This window comes from Lacticaseibacillus suilingensis (assembly GCF_016861845.1).
GTDB lineage: Bacteria > Bacillota > Bacilli > Lactobacillales > Lactobacillaceae > Lacticaseibacillus > Lacticaseibacillus suilingensis.
In genome coordinates this window covers 80,657-93,604 of sequence record NZ_BOLV01000008.1, presented here as the reverse complement: position 1 = coordinate 93,604, position 12,948 = coordinate 80,657, and the positions used below count along the sequence as shown (strand labels likewise).

The window sequence follows — 12,948 nt, the reverse complement described above, 5'->3', positions numbered from 1 at the left end:
TGATTAGCCTAGGTCAGCACATTGAAGCCGTTTTTTGGCTTCGAGGTGCTGGCCGTAGCTAATCACTCCCGCATTGCCCGCCGCAACGCAACTACAGGCTGTGAGGCAAGGCGCACTTAGGGGGACGGGTAGCCTAGCTCCGGGCATTGCCGGCGCTTTTTGCCGGTGAGGCTCAGAGCGTAGCTATCCGCTCCCCCGTTGCCTTGCTGAACGCAACTAGACTGTGGCGGGCACCGCACTTAGCCGGACGAGTAGCCTTCTAACACGCCCCGGTTTCACGCAAAAAAGGAACCTGCCCTAGCAGATTCCTCTCTCATACGTTAATCGCGTCTCGGTTCCCCAAGCGTGGCATTCACGACACTGACAATGATGGCCAAAATCATTTCGGCCCCAAAGCCACTGAAGATGATGCCCGGCACCAAATGCGCCATCAAGCTCACCATCAAGGCATTCAAGATCAACAATGAAATGCCCAACGTCAGCAAGGTCAGCGGGAAGGTCAAGACCTTCAGGATTGGCCGCAAAAGCCCATTCAAGAGCCCCAGCACCACTGCGCCGGTTAACGCGGTTTGCCAATCGGCCACATACAGTTGCGCCGGAAATAGCTGGGAATAAACGATGAAAATCACCATCGTTAAAACCACTTTACGGATGAAACCCATTAAAAATCACTCCAGTCATCATGGTGCTCATGATGTGCTGGCTTTTCTTCGTGCACATGATGGGCTTCTTTGCGTTGCCGCGGCACAAATTGTTGCCAATCTTGATGCCGCGCCGGCCGGTTGCTGCCGTTGCGGCGGCGCAAGACCCACCAGACAATCAGGCCAATCACCACTGGCCAAAAAAGAATGTGAATCAACGCGACTCCGATAAACAGGCTCATGCCGATCACCAAGATCAACGCAATGCCCACCGCGATTAAAATGATGGGAAGTAACAGTAATGGCATGTTAGCCCTCCTTATTTCGTCAGCTCAGTGTCTTTCAGTTGCACATTACCACTGGAAACATTGAGTTTCAATTCGCCGCTGCCGGTGCCTGGACGATCCAAGGTCAGATTTTTGACCTTATCATCCAACACCACGCCGCTCATGCGACTCTTCAAACTGCCAAAGCGGGTTTTGATTTCACCCTTGGCCGCCACGCTGGCAGGCAAAGCCAGTTTCAGATCACCGTTGACGCTTGAAGCCGTTAACTGGGTGAAGTCGCTGACCAAAGTGGCCCGCACCGTACCATTGACGGTTTTCAGGTTCAGCACTTTGGCATTACCTTTAACTTTGATATCGCCATTGACGGCATCCACCAGCAAATCGTGAATCTGGCCGCTGACATGGACACTGCCATTAACGCCTTCGGTTTCCAGCATCACGGCGTCTAAATCCGTGAACTGCAAGTCGCCATTGGTGCTCTTGGCGTAGAAGTCCTTACCGGTCAGGTGCGCGGCTTTCACGTTCCCATTGAGCAAGCGCAAGGACACGTGGTCATAGCTGCGCGTTGGCAAGGTAATGATCAGGTCGGCTTGCACCCGCTTGTTCGGTACTTGGAAAATCAAATGATCATCCGTCACTTCGATGCGGCTGCGATCCAGAAAGGCCTGCAGCGGCTCGCCATCCATTTTACCAAATAACTTCACGTCAGCTTGAATGGTGATGTCGTCGCCGTCGCCTTGCACCAGCTGCACATCCCCGTTGGCCACCTTGACATCAATGATGGAGGCCTGGCTATTCGGGTAAGTGAAGGTGTGACTGAACTTTTCTGTTGCCAAGCCTGGCACGCGGACGGTTACATCTTTCCAATCCACGTTGTCGAGCACATCGCTGAAGGTCTTCTTCATGAAAGACCCCAGCTGGTTCGTAGCGTCATTCACAGTTTTGCCAATGTCGTTCAGCGCGCTCTTGGTTTGGTCTTGCCAGTCATCAGGCAGGACATGGTCGGTAAAGCGTTGCTTGGTGAGCTGGCGCTTTTGCCGATTCAAATCACTGAGCTTGTTGCGCAGTTGTTCTTGTTGATCGGCCAACTGCACGAGTTCCTCGCCCAGTTGTTCGTTTTCGCGTTTCAAGGCGCCGCGTTCTTGGTACTTATCCGCGGTCAAAGTGTCCAAATCTTCCATTGTGTCGAGCACAATGATTTGTTCCTTGTTGGCCGCCACTTTAGCGCGGGTCTTTTTGATCTGCATCGTGGCCGCATCCAGGCTGCCAGCAGTTTCCGCAATCTGGGTATTCAACGCGGTTAACGCTTCGTCTTCAGCTGACGATTGCTGCTGCGGTTGCGCGGCTTCCGGCTGCGCGGTGGTTTTGTTATCAGTGGTTTGGGCCTTAGCCAAGTTTTCGAGCAAGACTAATGCTTCTTCACTGGTGATGATCCCTTGTTTGACTAAATCTAAAATCCGTTCACGTTCATTCATGAGATTACCTCCACGGTTTTGACTACTGCTCTGTAGTTATAGTATGAACGGTCCCGGGTAAAATGACATAGGGCCTAAGGTTGATTTTGGCTTCGGGCCGAAGATGCGCAACGGCCTGCGCCCATCGGCAAAGAAAAAACAATCTAAGATTAGTTCCGGTAAGAGCTGGTGAATTCCAGTTTCTTACCGGAACTTTCTTTTTGCCCGTTACACTGAAGATGAAGCTAAGATCGAACAAAGCCCCTGGGACTTCGAGTCCGCAGCATTAAAAAAATCTCCGTCATCTTCGTCGCGCAAATCTGGTTTAAGATTGTGGACCCTTGAGGTCGTGTTTAGGAAATGAGTTACGAGAAGAAGATGCGGCTAGCTTCACCGGTTCAGAAAGGAAGTAATATTTTGTCCGATGTATTCGCATTGGATGTTTCCAAAGGCCACAGCTACGGTGTTTGGTATCGCGATGATCAGTGTCTAAGGGAGTTTGAGTGTGTGCACAACAAGATTGGTTTCGCTCAGCTCGGTCAAATGATTAAGCAAGCTGATGACCCGGTTGTATATTTTGAAGCCACGGGTATCTATTCAGAGCCACTAGTGCGGTTTTGCCAAGACCATCAGTTACGATACGGCCGCTTGAATCCGTTAGAGCTACACCTACACTCAGAGTCCCTGAGGCGAGTGAAGACAGATCAAAAAGATGCTCACAGGATTGCTCTATCTGTCCTGCATCATCAGTATCGGTTGACCACTCCCTGGAAGCCGGAATACGAGCAATTAAGGCAACTTAACCGTTTCTATCAACAAGTGATCGTTGATGTTAAGCGCACGCGCCTAAAGCTATATACCGCTCTCCAACAGACTTTCCCAGAAGTTGAAAATTTGTTCAGCTCTCGAGTATCAAAACTTGCACTAAACGTGATTCTTCTATTTCCGCACCCAGACTTTGTGCGTGGAATCTCACGTACTTGTTTGAAGAACAAACTGATGAATCAGACAGATAAAAAGCTGTCCAAGGCCAAGGGGCTAAAGTACGCTGAGAAGCTGATCACCTTCGCCAAAGATAGCTACCCTGCCGCCAATTCAGACAGTATTCAGGTTCAAGAAGTGCAATATTACTGTCGCCAGCTGATCGAGTTGACCATGCAAGAAGACTCGCTGCGTAAACAAATGACGACTGCCGCGGAAGCTTTACCACAATTTCAAATCTACCAATCAATGCCTGGCATTGGGGCTTTATCGGCGGCGCAACTGATTGGTGAACTCGGTGATATTCGTCGGTTTGATAATGCCAACCAAGTCAATGCTTATGTTGGAATTGACCTGAATCGCTATCAATCTGGTAAGTACACTCGCCAAGATCACATCAATAAGCGCGGTAACCCACACGCCCGTGCCTTACTATATGTGATTGTTAGAAATATGATTAGTCAAAAGGCCGCGGCGCCTAACCATATCGTCGATTATTATTACAAACTAAAAAAGCAACCCTTCCCGAAACGAGATAAGGTTGCCGTCGTGGCTTGTATGAACAAGACACTGAAATGCCTATATGCCATGGTCATGGCAGGCACAAAGTATCGTTACCGATACACGGACTCGAAGTCCACTATTAGCACGGAGTCGTAAGCTCCGACACCTGTATAGTAGTTCAAGCCACGTCGATTTAAAAGAGGAGAAGGCGAGGTTTATTTAACTTACCTAAAAAGCGATGACCGTTTGCGGCCCCCACCCCTAAATGCGAAATCCAAACACTTAGGTTCAAGACCTAAAACTCGGTTCCAAACCCTTGACTAATCGTAGGAAAGGGGCTGTGACAAATGTCACAGCCCCTACATTCACTCCGAATGTTCCAACAGAGTTACGTGCCAAAAGGCCGGAGCCGAGCAGCTAGCTACGCCATCCACCGAGTCCAAAGTTCGGACTTAGTAGATGGCTAGGCTACCTGTCGGCTCCAAAACCGCCTTTTGTCACAGCCCCACGCTGGTCATCAAGGTTTAAAACCCATCCTCTTTGGCATTGGAATTCAATTCCAAAAGCTTGCCAGTTTTGAGGTACAAAATCCATTCGCAGATGTTGGTGACGTAATCGCCGATGCGTTCCAAATAGGAAGACACCAGCATGTAATCCATCGAGCCCACGATGGTGTCGGCATCGCGAGTCATTTCGTCAATGCAGCGCTGGTAGATGTCCTTAGAAAAGGCATTGATGCCATGATCTTCTTCAGCAATTTTGCGTGCTTTGAGCACATCTTCTTTGACGTAGGCATCCAGCACGGATTCCACCATCGTCTTCACCGCCGCCGCCATTTCGGCAATCACTTGCTCAATCGCAGGCACGCGGGTTTCGCCTTTAACGCGAATGGTGGATTTGGCAATCGATACGGCATGGTCACCCATCCGTTCCAGATCTGAGCTGGCCTTCATGACGGTCACAATCATGCGCAGATCGGTGGTCACTGGCTGCTGCAAGGCAATCAGTTCAAAGCAGCGCTTTTCCAAATCGACCTCGCGCTTGTTGATGTGGTAATCATTGTCGATGACGGTGTGCGCCAAGGCTTTGTCATGATTCACAAACGCCTTCACGGAATTAAAAATGGCTTCGTTGACCATCATGCCCATCTCGGAAAAACGAGCGTGCAAATCATTCAACTCGTCTTCAAATAGTCGCCGCATGTCGGACCTCCTTTGTCTGTTGACTTACCCAAACCGGCCGTTCAGGTAATCTTCCGTTTCTTTTTCTTTGGGATTCAAGAACATTTTCTTCGTATCATCGAATTCCACGACGCGGCCTTGCAGGAAAAAGGCGGTTTTGTCGGAAATGCGCGATGCCTGGTGCATGTTGTGGGTCACTAAGATAATTGTATACTGACTGCGCAATTCCAGCAGCATATTTTCGATTTGAGTACTGGAAATCGGATCCAGCGCCGAGGTCGGCTCATCCATCAGAATAACTTCGGGCCGCACTGCCAGCACCCGCGCAATGCACACGCGCTGCTGTTGACCCCCGGATAAGGACAAGGCGCTTTCATGCAACTTGTCTTTGACTTCATCCCAGATGGCCGCCGCCTTCAAGCTGGTTTCCGCCGCCTCATCGAGCTGCGCGCGGTCCTTAATGCCGGCTAAACGCAGCCCGTACACCACGTTATCATAAATCGAGAAAGGGAACGGGTTAGGCTGTTGAAACACCATCCCCACTTGCTTGCGTAGCTGCACCACATCGGTATCCGGCGCATAAATGTTTTTGCCTTCAAGTTCAATGTCGCCGGTAATTTTGACGTTGGGAATCAAATCGTTCATCCGATTCAAAATCCGCAGGTAAGTGGACTTCCCGCAACCTGACGGGCCAATCATGGCGGTAATTTCATGCTCATTGAAGGCCAAATCAATCCCGGTTAAGGCCTCAAAGTCGCCATAAAATAAATGCACATCGCGACTGGTGATGACTTGTTTTTTCATCGCTGCCTCCTATACCGGTTTAGCCAAAGTGGCCTGATACATAATCTTCCGTGGCTTTAATCTTGGGCCGGGTGAAGATTTTGCGGGTTTCATCATATTCGATCGCTGTGCCAGAATAGAAAAACGCAGTGTAGTCGCTAATCCGGGCCGCTTGTTGCATGTTGTGGGTCACGATGATGATGGTGTAATCATCCTTCAGCCGCAACAACGTTTCTTCAACCGTGGCGGTGGAAATCGGATCCAAGGCACTCGCTGGTTCATCCAGCAGCAAAATATCCGGCTTCATGGCAATGGCCCGGGCGATGCACAGGCGCTGCTGCTGGCCGCCGGAAAGCGACAAGCCGCTTTGGTTGAGGTCGTCTTTGACCTGATCCCAGAGCGCCGCCTGCTTGAGGCTAGTTTCCACCAGCTCATCCAAGACTGCCTTGCGCTTTTCGCCAAAGCGCCGCGGCGCAAAGGTGATGTTATCGTAGATCGATTTGGCAAAGGGATTCGGACGTTGGAACACCATGCCGATGTGCTTACGCATCTCATACACATCCACCGCATTGGAGTTGATATCAAGGTCCCGGTACATGATCTGGCCGGTGACCTTAGTGCCTTCAATATTATCATTCATCCGATTCAGGGACCGAAGAAAAGTCGACTTCCCGGAACCACTGGCGCCAATCAACGCCGTAATCTTGTAGCGTTCAAATGGCAACGACACGCCATGAATCGCTTCTTTTTCCCCATAGAAGACTTTGAGGTCCTTGGTGGCGATGGCGATTTCTTGGCCGGCGTCAAAAGGCTTGAGATACGTATCGGTCAGCGAATAGTTTTGCATAAAATCCCTTCTTCCGCTACGATTCAGCGGTCATCTTGCGATACAAGCGATTACCCAGGAACCGGGCCAGGATGTTGAATAGCAGCACCGCTAAAATCAATACGGCACTGGCGCCGGCGGATACCGCGGCGGCATCAGGCTGAATGCCTTCGGAGTTGATTTTCCAAATATGAACAGCTAAGGTTTCCGCCGGCCGGATCGGATTAAGCGGACTCGCGATGTCAAACGGATTCCAGTCGCTGAAATTAAGCGCCGGCGCACTTTGGCCGGCGGTGTAAATCAGCGCCGCGGCTTCACCGAAGACCCGGCCAGCGCCTAAAATCATCCCAGTGATAATCCCAGGCAGTGATTCTGGAATCACGACATGAATCACCGTTTCCCAGCGCGACAGCCCTAGCGCCAGCCCCGCTTCCCGCTGCGCAAAGCTCACTTGCCGCAGCGAGTCTTCCACGTTTCTGGTGAGCAGCGGCAAGTTGAACATCGTCAAGGCCAAGGCGCCAGAGAGAATCGAGAACCCAAAGTTGAACTGCAGCACGAACACCAAAAAGCCGAACAGCCCTACCACCACCGAAGGCAGCGAGCTCAGGATTTCAATGGCCGTCCGGACAACATCCGTAATCCAGTTGGCCTTGGCGTATTCCGCCAAGTAAATGCCGGCGCCAAGCGCAATCGGCACGGAAATCAGCATGGACAAAACCAGTAGGTAAACCGAATTGAACAGCTGAATGCCAATTCCCCCGCCGGCTTCAAAGGCTTTGGCGGGCGAGGTGAGGAAATGCCAGGACACATGCGGCAAGCCTTGGATTAAAATGTAACCCAACAGGCTGGCCAACAGCAGGACGATGATGCCAGCAATGGCATACAAAATGCCGGTCGCCAGTTTGTCTTTTTGTTTCGCGTCCATCACTTCATCTCCCCTTTCTTCCCAATCCAGCGAATCAGCAGGTTAAAGGCCAAGGACATGAGCAGCAGCAGCAGGGCCAAGGACCACAAGGCATTATTTTCGAGGGAGCCCATCACGGTATTGCCAATGCCTGAGGTCAACACTGAAGTCAAGGTTGAGGCGGGGCTGATCAGGTTTTGCGGCAGCAAGGCGGCGTTACCAATGACCATTTGCACGGCTAGCGCTTCCCCGAAGGCCCGCGCCATCCCGAACACCACGCCAGTTAAAATGCCTGGCATGGCGGCGCGCAACACTACCTTAGAGATGGTTTGCCAGCGCGTGCCGCCTAACGCCAGACTGGCTTCGCGGTAATGGCGCGGCACGGCACTCAAGGCGTCCACCGTCATCGAGGTCACCGTCGGCAAAATCATGACGAACAGCACGAAGGTCCCGGCCAGAATCCCAAAGCCGGTGCCGCCAAAGACATTGCGAATCAGCGGTACCACCACGGACAGGCCGATGAACCCGTAAACGACACTGGGAATGCCCACCAGCAATTCAATCACCGGCTGCAGCACCCGTTTGCCGACTTGCGGCGAGATTTCCGTCATGAAAATCGCGGCCCCTACGGCAAAAGGCGTGGCGACAATCGCTGACAGGAAGGTGACCCCAAAGGAGCCCACAATCATCGGCAAGGCGCCGACTTGTGGGGCGCCGTGGGCATCTTTCACCGCTGGCGACCAGGTGGTTTTGCTCAGAAAGGACCAGAGATTGACTTTATTATCGAAAAACGTTGCCAAGCCCCGTGTGGCCACGAAGGAGAAAATCGCCACCACCACCAGCACGATGATGCTGATACAGGTGAAGCTGATCCAGCGGCCGCGCCGTTCCAGCTTGGCGGCTTTGGAGCGATGGAGCATCGCTTCTTTGATTGGATCCATCTTAGTTGCCCCCTAGTTTAACGAGATTGCCGCGATAATCGCGTTCAACTTTCATTGCAGTCATGGGAATGTAGCCCATTTTGCTGACGAGTTTCTGTTGCATGGTGGCACTTTGAATGTAGGCCAAAAACTTCTTGGTCAAGCCAGTCGGCGCGCCTTTGGTATACATATGTTCATACGACCAAATGGGCCAGGCCCCGGTGGTGACATTCTGGTCGGTGGGTTTTACGCCGCTGAGAGCCAGGGGCCGCACAGTTTTGTCCACATAGGAGAACGCCACATAAGACACCGCCCCTGGCGTGCTGGCCACAATCGACCGCACCATCCCGGTGGAGTCTTGCTCCTGGGCCGCCATCGGTTGCCGGTCGCCGAGCACCCATTTTTCAAACGTGGCCCGGGTACCGGAGCCTTGCGCGCGGTTAACCACCACCACTGGCAAGTCTTTGCCGCCGACTTGCTTCCAGTTGGTGATTTCACCGGTGAACAGACGGCGCAGTTGCACCACCGTCAAATCAGACACGCCCACGGCTTTGTTCACAATCGGGGTAATGCCAACCACCGCCACGCGATGATCGACCAGCTTTTTGGCGTTGATGCCGGTTTTTTCTTCGGCGAACAGATCCGAATTGCCAATTTCAACAGCGCCTTCTTGAATTTGCGAGAGCCCAGTACCACTGCCGCCGCCTTGGACGTTTATGAAGACGCCTAAGTGATCGCTTTGATACTGCTCCGCCGCGGCTTCCACCAGCGGCTGCAAGGCACTGGAACCCACCGCGGTAATCGATTGGCTGTTACTTTGTTTTCCGCACCCGACTAAGGCGAGCAAACCGGCCAACACAATAAAAATCAGTCGTTTTTTCACATCCAACCCTCCATTGACATAACAGAATTAATTGTAGCAATCACGTGTAAAACTAAAGGTCAATCCTTGTAAAAGGTGGGTAAATCGGCCAGGGGCAAGGACACAACGAAGGTGGTGCCCACCCCAAGCTGACTGGATAAAGAAACTTCCCCGCCCAGTTGCAGCACCATATCATGCACGATTGCCAGCCCCAGCCCAGTCCCACCATTGTGGCGACTGCGGGCCTTGTCGACGCGATAGAAACGCTCAAAAATGCGGGCCTGATCATTCTCGGCAATCCCAATGCCGGTATCGGCGACGCTCAGCAGCAGGCTCTTATCGTCCGTGGTGGCAGTCACGGTGACCTTGCCCCCATTGCGATTATAGAACACCGCATTGTTGAGCAGGTTGCGCACGACTTGTGAGAACTTCACCGGCACCGTGGTCAGCGTCAAGTCATCAGGAATGATAGTTTCCAAGGTCAGGTTCTTTTCTTCAATTGGCTTGCGCAAGTTCACCAGCGCCGTTTGCACGACTTCAGCCACTTTCACCGCCGTCGCTTGCGCCTGTCCGGTATCAGGCCGCGACAAGGTCAAAATATCGGTAATCAGTTGGGTCAAGCGCGTGCTTTCATCAAAAATAATCTGCAGGAACTGATTGAGCGTCGCCGGGTCATCCTTGGCGCCATTCAGCAGCGTCTCGGCAAAGCCGCTGATCGCGGTCACTGGCGTCTTCAGCTCATGGGAGACATTGCCCACAAAATCCAACTGCATTTGTTCAACTTGCCGCAGATAGGTCACGTCATAAAGCATCACCAAGACTTCCAAATGATCCGTGCCGCGGTTAAGCGCAATCACACTCGCATCAACCGCTTTTTGGGTGTTAAGCATGGTGAGTTCTTTGTGGTGCGTTTTCTGATTGCGGTAAGTGTGCTCAATCATCCGTGCCAGGCGGTAGGTTTTGATGTCATCAAAATAATCATGCTTAACCGCCGCAATCTGGTGGCCTACCAGCGTGCCCATCGCTTGGTTAGCCAGCACCACCTGACGCTCATCGTCTAGCAGCATGATGCCCAGAGGCAAGTGATCGATCAGGCGGTCAAAGGACGCTTGGCGAATGGCCACCTTATCCCGCAAGTGCCGCATCTCTTCGTCCAAAGCGTCAATCTGCTTGCCCATGGCCATGAACGCCGAACCTGGGGTCAAAATAATCGGCTCTGGCACCCCGCCGGCTTCGATGCGGGCCAAATTACTAGTCATTTTTTCGACATGGCCATTCCAATAATGGAATCGTTTGATCATCAAAGTGGCAATGGCCAGCAGGCCGAGCACACCGACCACAATCAGCGTCCAGGCAAAGGCCGGCGCTTCAGAGAACAAGGTGGCGCGCTGCTGCCAGACGCCAATAAAGGTCGTGCCTTCCCGCGCCACATAGACTTGCTCGGCTTGACCGTTGACCGTCAGCGTGGTGGTATGGCCAGCAATCGTGCGCTGGCGGTTCACCAGATCCTGCAGCAAAGTGCCGCGCCGATCAGTGGGTTTGCCTTTCAGCACCGTAAAGGTCACATGGTTGTCTTTTGCCAGCGGTTGCACTTGCGCCGCTGCGCCGTCAAAATCCCGGTAGGTTTGATACAGCGCGCTTAAATGATCTCCTTGCTGCTGATAAAGCGTCCGGTCCATGCCGAACCAGAGTAGAAAAAAGCCTGCGACGAAAGTAATCCCCGTCCAGGCGAGCCGGCGCTTGAATCTGCTACTCATTAGGCGCCTCCATTTGGTAACCAAAGCCGCGGACCGTCTTGATGTAGTCCGGATGCTTTGGATCCACTTCAATTTTATCGCGTAAATGACTGACTTGAATATCCACCATCCGCGTTTCGGCCGGATACTCAAAGCCCCAAACGCCGTTTAGCAGCGCATCACGGGAAAGAATTTTGCCGACGCGTTGTGCAAAGAACACCAACAGTTCGAATTCTTTCGGGGTCAGCTGCAGGCGCTCGCCATTTTTGGTTGCTTGATAATTATCTGGGTCAATCACCAACTCGCCAACGCTGAGAATTTTGGCTGGCGCCTTGGCGCTGGTTGGCGTCGGGGCTTGCACCCGGCGTTCGATGGCTTTAATCCGCGCCACGATTTCCCGCGGCGAGAACGGCTTGGTTACATAATCATCCGCGCCTAACTCCAGACCCACAATTTTATCGGTTTCGCTATCCTTGGCGGTTAAAATCATGATCGGCGTTTTGTTGTCAGCCGCCCGAATTTTCTTGGTCACTTCCAGCCCATCCAACCCTGGCAGCATCAGATCCAAAATGATAAAGTCAAAATTTTGCTGCAGCGCCAGGCTTAAGGCGGTATCGCCATCCCCGGCGGTGGTGACAGCGTAGTGCTCTTTTTCCAGGTTGTATTGCAATAAGGTCACGATCGCTGGTTCATCATCGACAACAAGAATTTTCTTCATGCTTGCTCCTCCGCAAATGTGATCATTCCTAATTCATGTGGGGCCCCTTTGAAAATCGCGGTTTCGGCGAGACGTATCGCCCCATCTAATCGCATGACCTTCAGCCGGCAATAGGTCGGCTGGGTTTGAAGCGCCGCGTAGAGTTCGGCTTCATTGTGCACCGGCAGATGGTTGCAGGTCAAAATAATATCGCCGGCCTGCAGCGCCATTTTACTGGCTGGCGTATCAGGCTGAACTGCCACCAGCCGCACGCCGGCACTGGTTTGGGAAATCGCTGCCGCGCCAAGCTTGGTGGCGCGCCAGTTGCCAATGCCCACAATCACGCCAAGCACCGCCAGCATCGCCACCGCCGAACCGGCAGCGGCGGGCCGCCAATAGGTCAGACCGGCGATGATCAAAGCCAGCACACTGGCGCCTAAGTATTGCCAGCGCCACTGCAGCGTCGCGGCTTGCGGTAGCTGCCGCTTGGTCATCAGCGCCGCCCCAATCACCAGCGGTACGAACAGCAAAGCGAACTGGTGCGTCCCAATCCCCAAGGTCGGCCACCAGCTCGGGGCGGCGAACCAAGTCCCCGGCACTGGCACCACCAGCGGCAACCAGTACCACTGGCGGTGGCGATAAACCGCGACTTTTGCGCCGCGCTTGCCTGCCACCACTTTGGGAATGTCGATCGGTGGATTGAGCAAATGAAGCAGCAGCGCCGTGGCGGCCCAAATCCCCGCCACCAACACGGCAAACCCACCAACCCAAGCTCCTAACGCCAAATGGGCACTAGGAATGAAAGCGACTAACCCGGCGAGGGCAAAGAACCATGGCGAAAAACCAAACCACGATAGCAGCAGCGCCACCACATTCAGCCCCACCACCGTCAGCCACACCCATTGCGGTAGCAAGGCCCCGGCTGCCAAGAGCATCCCGTCGAGCACCAGGCTGACCGCGACGCCGCCAATTAACCCGGCCCATAGTCCAGTCCAATGGCGATCGATGCCAACGCCAAATAGCCGCCTTTCTTGGCGAATGCGCAGCACCCGGCCGAAACCAGCGACCAGCGCGCCCACCCAAGTCACTGGGCTTAAGATAAATGAAAGCACGAGCTGTCCCATAGGTGCCCCTTTCCTGACTGGATTTACTGTAAGTATAGCATATCTGAC

Annotated in this window: 13 protein-coding genes; 1 reads left to right on the top strand and 12 read right to left on the bottom strand. The window is 53.0% G+C overall.

Annotation, left to right across the window (positions count from 1 at the left end):
- Positions 1-320: 320 nt before the first annotated feature.
- The 3 genes from JUF11_RS06360 to liaX are packed head-to-tail and all read right to left on the bottom strand — an operon-like array spanning position 321 to position 2,403.
- Entirely contained in the window at positions 321-662 is a 342-nt protein-coding gene (locus tag JUF11_RS06360) for a phage holin family protein (protein ID WP_204118845.1), read from the bottom strand.
- Positions 662-949, bottom strand: a complete 288-nt coding sequence (locus tag JUF11_RS06355) for a hypothetical protein (protein ID WP_204118844.1) — start codon at positions 947-949, stop codon at positions 662-664. Before JUF11_RS06355 ends, JUF11_RS06360 begins: the two co-directional genes overlap by 1 nt.
- Positions 950-960: 11 nt before the next feature.
- Positions 961-2,403: a daptomycin-sensing surface protein LiaX gene (gene liaX / locus JUF11_RS06350; protein ID WP_204118843.1), complete on the bottom strand. Its 1,443-nt coding sequence runs from the start codon at positions 2,401-2,403 to the stop codon at positions 961-963.
- 396 nt (positions 2,404-2,799) lie between these two features.
- Here liaX and JUF11_RS06345 point away from each other — a divergent pair, with 396 nt between their 5' ends.
- Positions 2,800-4,023: an IS110 family RNA-guided transposase gene (locus JUF11_RS06345; RefSeq protein ID WP_204118842.1), complete on the top strand. Its 1,224-nt coding sequence runs from the start codon at positions 2,800-2,802 to the stop codon at positions 4,021-4,023.
- 368 nt (positions 4,024-4,391) lie between these two features.
- Here the strand turns inward: JUF11_RS06345 and phoU are convergent, their stop codons facing one another.
- The 9 genes from phoU to JUF11_RS06300 form a co-directional block, all read right to left on the bottom strand.
- The gene (gene phoU, locus JUF11_RS06340; RefSeq protein WP_125581177.1) at positions 4,392-5,069 is read right to left on the bottom strand and encodes a phosphate signaling complex protein PhoU; all 678 of its coding nucleotides are present in this window, start codon (positions 5,067-5,069) and stop codon (positions 4,392-4,394) included.
- Positions 5,070-5,093: 24 nt separating this feature from the next.
- Entirely contained in the window at positions 5,094-5,852 is a 759-nt protein-coding gene (pstB, locus tag JUF11_RS06335; RefSeq protein WP_204118841.1) for a phosphate ABC transporter ATP-binding protein PstB, read from the bottom strand.
- Positions 5,853-5,871: 19 nt separating this feature from the next.
- Positions 5,872-6,678 carry a phosphate ABC transporter ATP-binding protein PstB gene (gene pstB / locus JUF11_RS06330; protein WP_204118840.1) on the bottom strand — a complete coding sequence of 269 codons (807 nt, stop codon included), beginning with the start codon at positions 6,676-6,678 and terminating at the stop codon, positions 5,872-5,874.
- Positions 6,679-6,694: 16 nt separating this feature from the next.
- Positions 6,695-7,582: a phosphate ABC transporter permease PstA gene (gene pstA / locus JUF11_RS06325; protein WP_125581183.1), complete on the bottom strand. Its 888-nt coding sequence runs from the start codon at positions 7,580-7,582 to the stop codon at positions 6,695-6,697.
- Positions 7,582-8,502 (bottom strand): phosphate ABC transporter permease subunit PstC, encoded by a 921-nt coding sequence (gene pstC, locus JUF11_RS06320; protein WP_125581185.1) that lies wholly within the window; start codon positions 8,500-8,502, stop codon positions 7,582-7,584. Before pstC ends, pstA begins: the two co-directional genes overlap by 1 nt.
- A 1-nt stretch (position 8,503) precedes the next feature.
- The gene (locus JUF11_RS06315; protein ID WP_373305861.1) at positions 8,504-9,352 is read right to left on the bottom strand and encodes a phosphate ABC transporter substrate-binding protein PstS family protein; all 849 of its coding nucleotides are present in this window, start codon (positions 9,350-9,352) and stop codon (positions 8,504-8,506) included.
- A gap of 71 nt (positions 9,353-9,423) precedes the next feature.
- Complete coding sequence (pnpS, locus tag JUF11_RS06310) at positions 9,424-11,100, bottom strand: two-component system histidine kinase PnpS (protein ID WP_204118838.1); 1,677 nt, start codon at positions 11,098-11,100, stop codon at positions 9,424-9,426.
- The gene (locus JUF11_RS06305; protein WP_204118837.1) at positions 11,093-11,797 is read right to left on the bottom strand and encodes a response regulator transcription factor; all 705 of its coding nucleotides are present in this window, start codon (positions 11,795-11,797) and stop codon (positions 11,093-11,095) included. Before JUF11_RS06305 ends, pnpS begins: the two co-directional genes overlap by 8 nt.
- Positions 11,794-12,900: a PDZ domain-containing protein gene (locus JUF11_RS06300; protein WP_204118836.1), complete on the bottom strand. Its 1,107-nt coding sequence runs from the start codon at positions 12,898-12,900 to the stop codon at positions 11,794-11,796. The genes JUF11_RS06305 and JUF11_RS06300 overlap by 4 nt, the downstream gene beginning before the upstream one ends.
- Positions 12,901-12,948 lie beyond the last annotated feature (48 nt).

Coding starts and splice junctions, on each gene's coding strand:
- liaX (WP_204118843.1), bottom strand. CDS start 2,403: ATGAATGAACGTGAACGGATTTTAGATTTAGTCAAACAAGGGATCATC.
- JUF11_RS06300 (WP_204118836.1), bottom strand. CDS start 12,900: ATGGGACAGCTCGTGCTTTCATTTATCTTAAGCCCAGTGACTTGGGTG.
- pstC (WP_125581185.1), bottom strand. CDS start 8,502: ATGGATCCAATCAAAGAAGCGATGCTCCATCGCTCCAAAGCCGCCAAG.
- pstB (WP_204118840.1), bottom strand. CDS start 6,678: ATGCAAAACTATTCGCTGACCGATACGTATCTCAAGCCTTTTGACGCC.
- JUF11_RS06355 (WP_204118844.1), bottom strand. CDS start 949: ATGCCATTACTGTTACTTCCCATCATTTTAATCGCGGTGGGCATTGCG.
- JUF11_RS06360 (WP_204118845.1), bottom strand. CDS start 662: ATGGGTTTCATCCGTAAAGTGGTTTTAACGATGGTGATTTTCATCGTT.
- pstA (WP_125581183.1), bottom strand. CDS start 7,582: ATGGACGCGAAACAAAAAGACAAACTGGCGACCGGCATTTTGTATGCC.
- JUF11_RS06305 (WP_204118837.1), bottom strand. CDS start 11,797: ATGAAGAAAATTCTTGTTGTCGATGATGAACCAGCGATCGTGACCTTA.
- phoU (WP_125581177.1), bottom strand. CDS start 5,069: ATGCGGCGACTATTTGAAGACGAGTTGAATGATTTGCACGCTCGTTTT.
- pstB (WP_204118841.1), bottom strand. CDS start 5,852: ATGAAAAAACAAGTCATCACCAGTCGCGATGTGCATTTATTTTATGGC.
- pnpS (WP_204118838.1), bottom strand. CDS start 11,100: ATGAGTAGCAGATTCAAGCGCCGGCTCGCCTGGACGGGGATTACTTTC.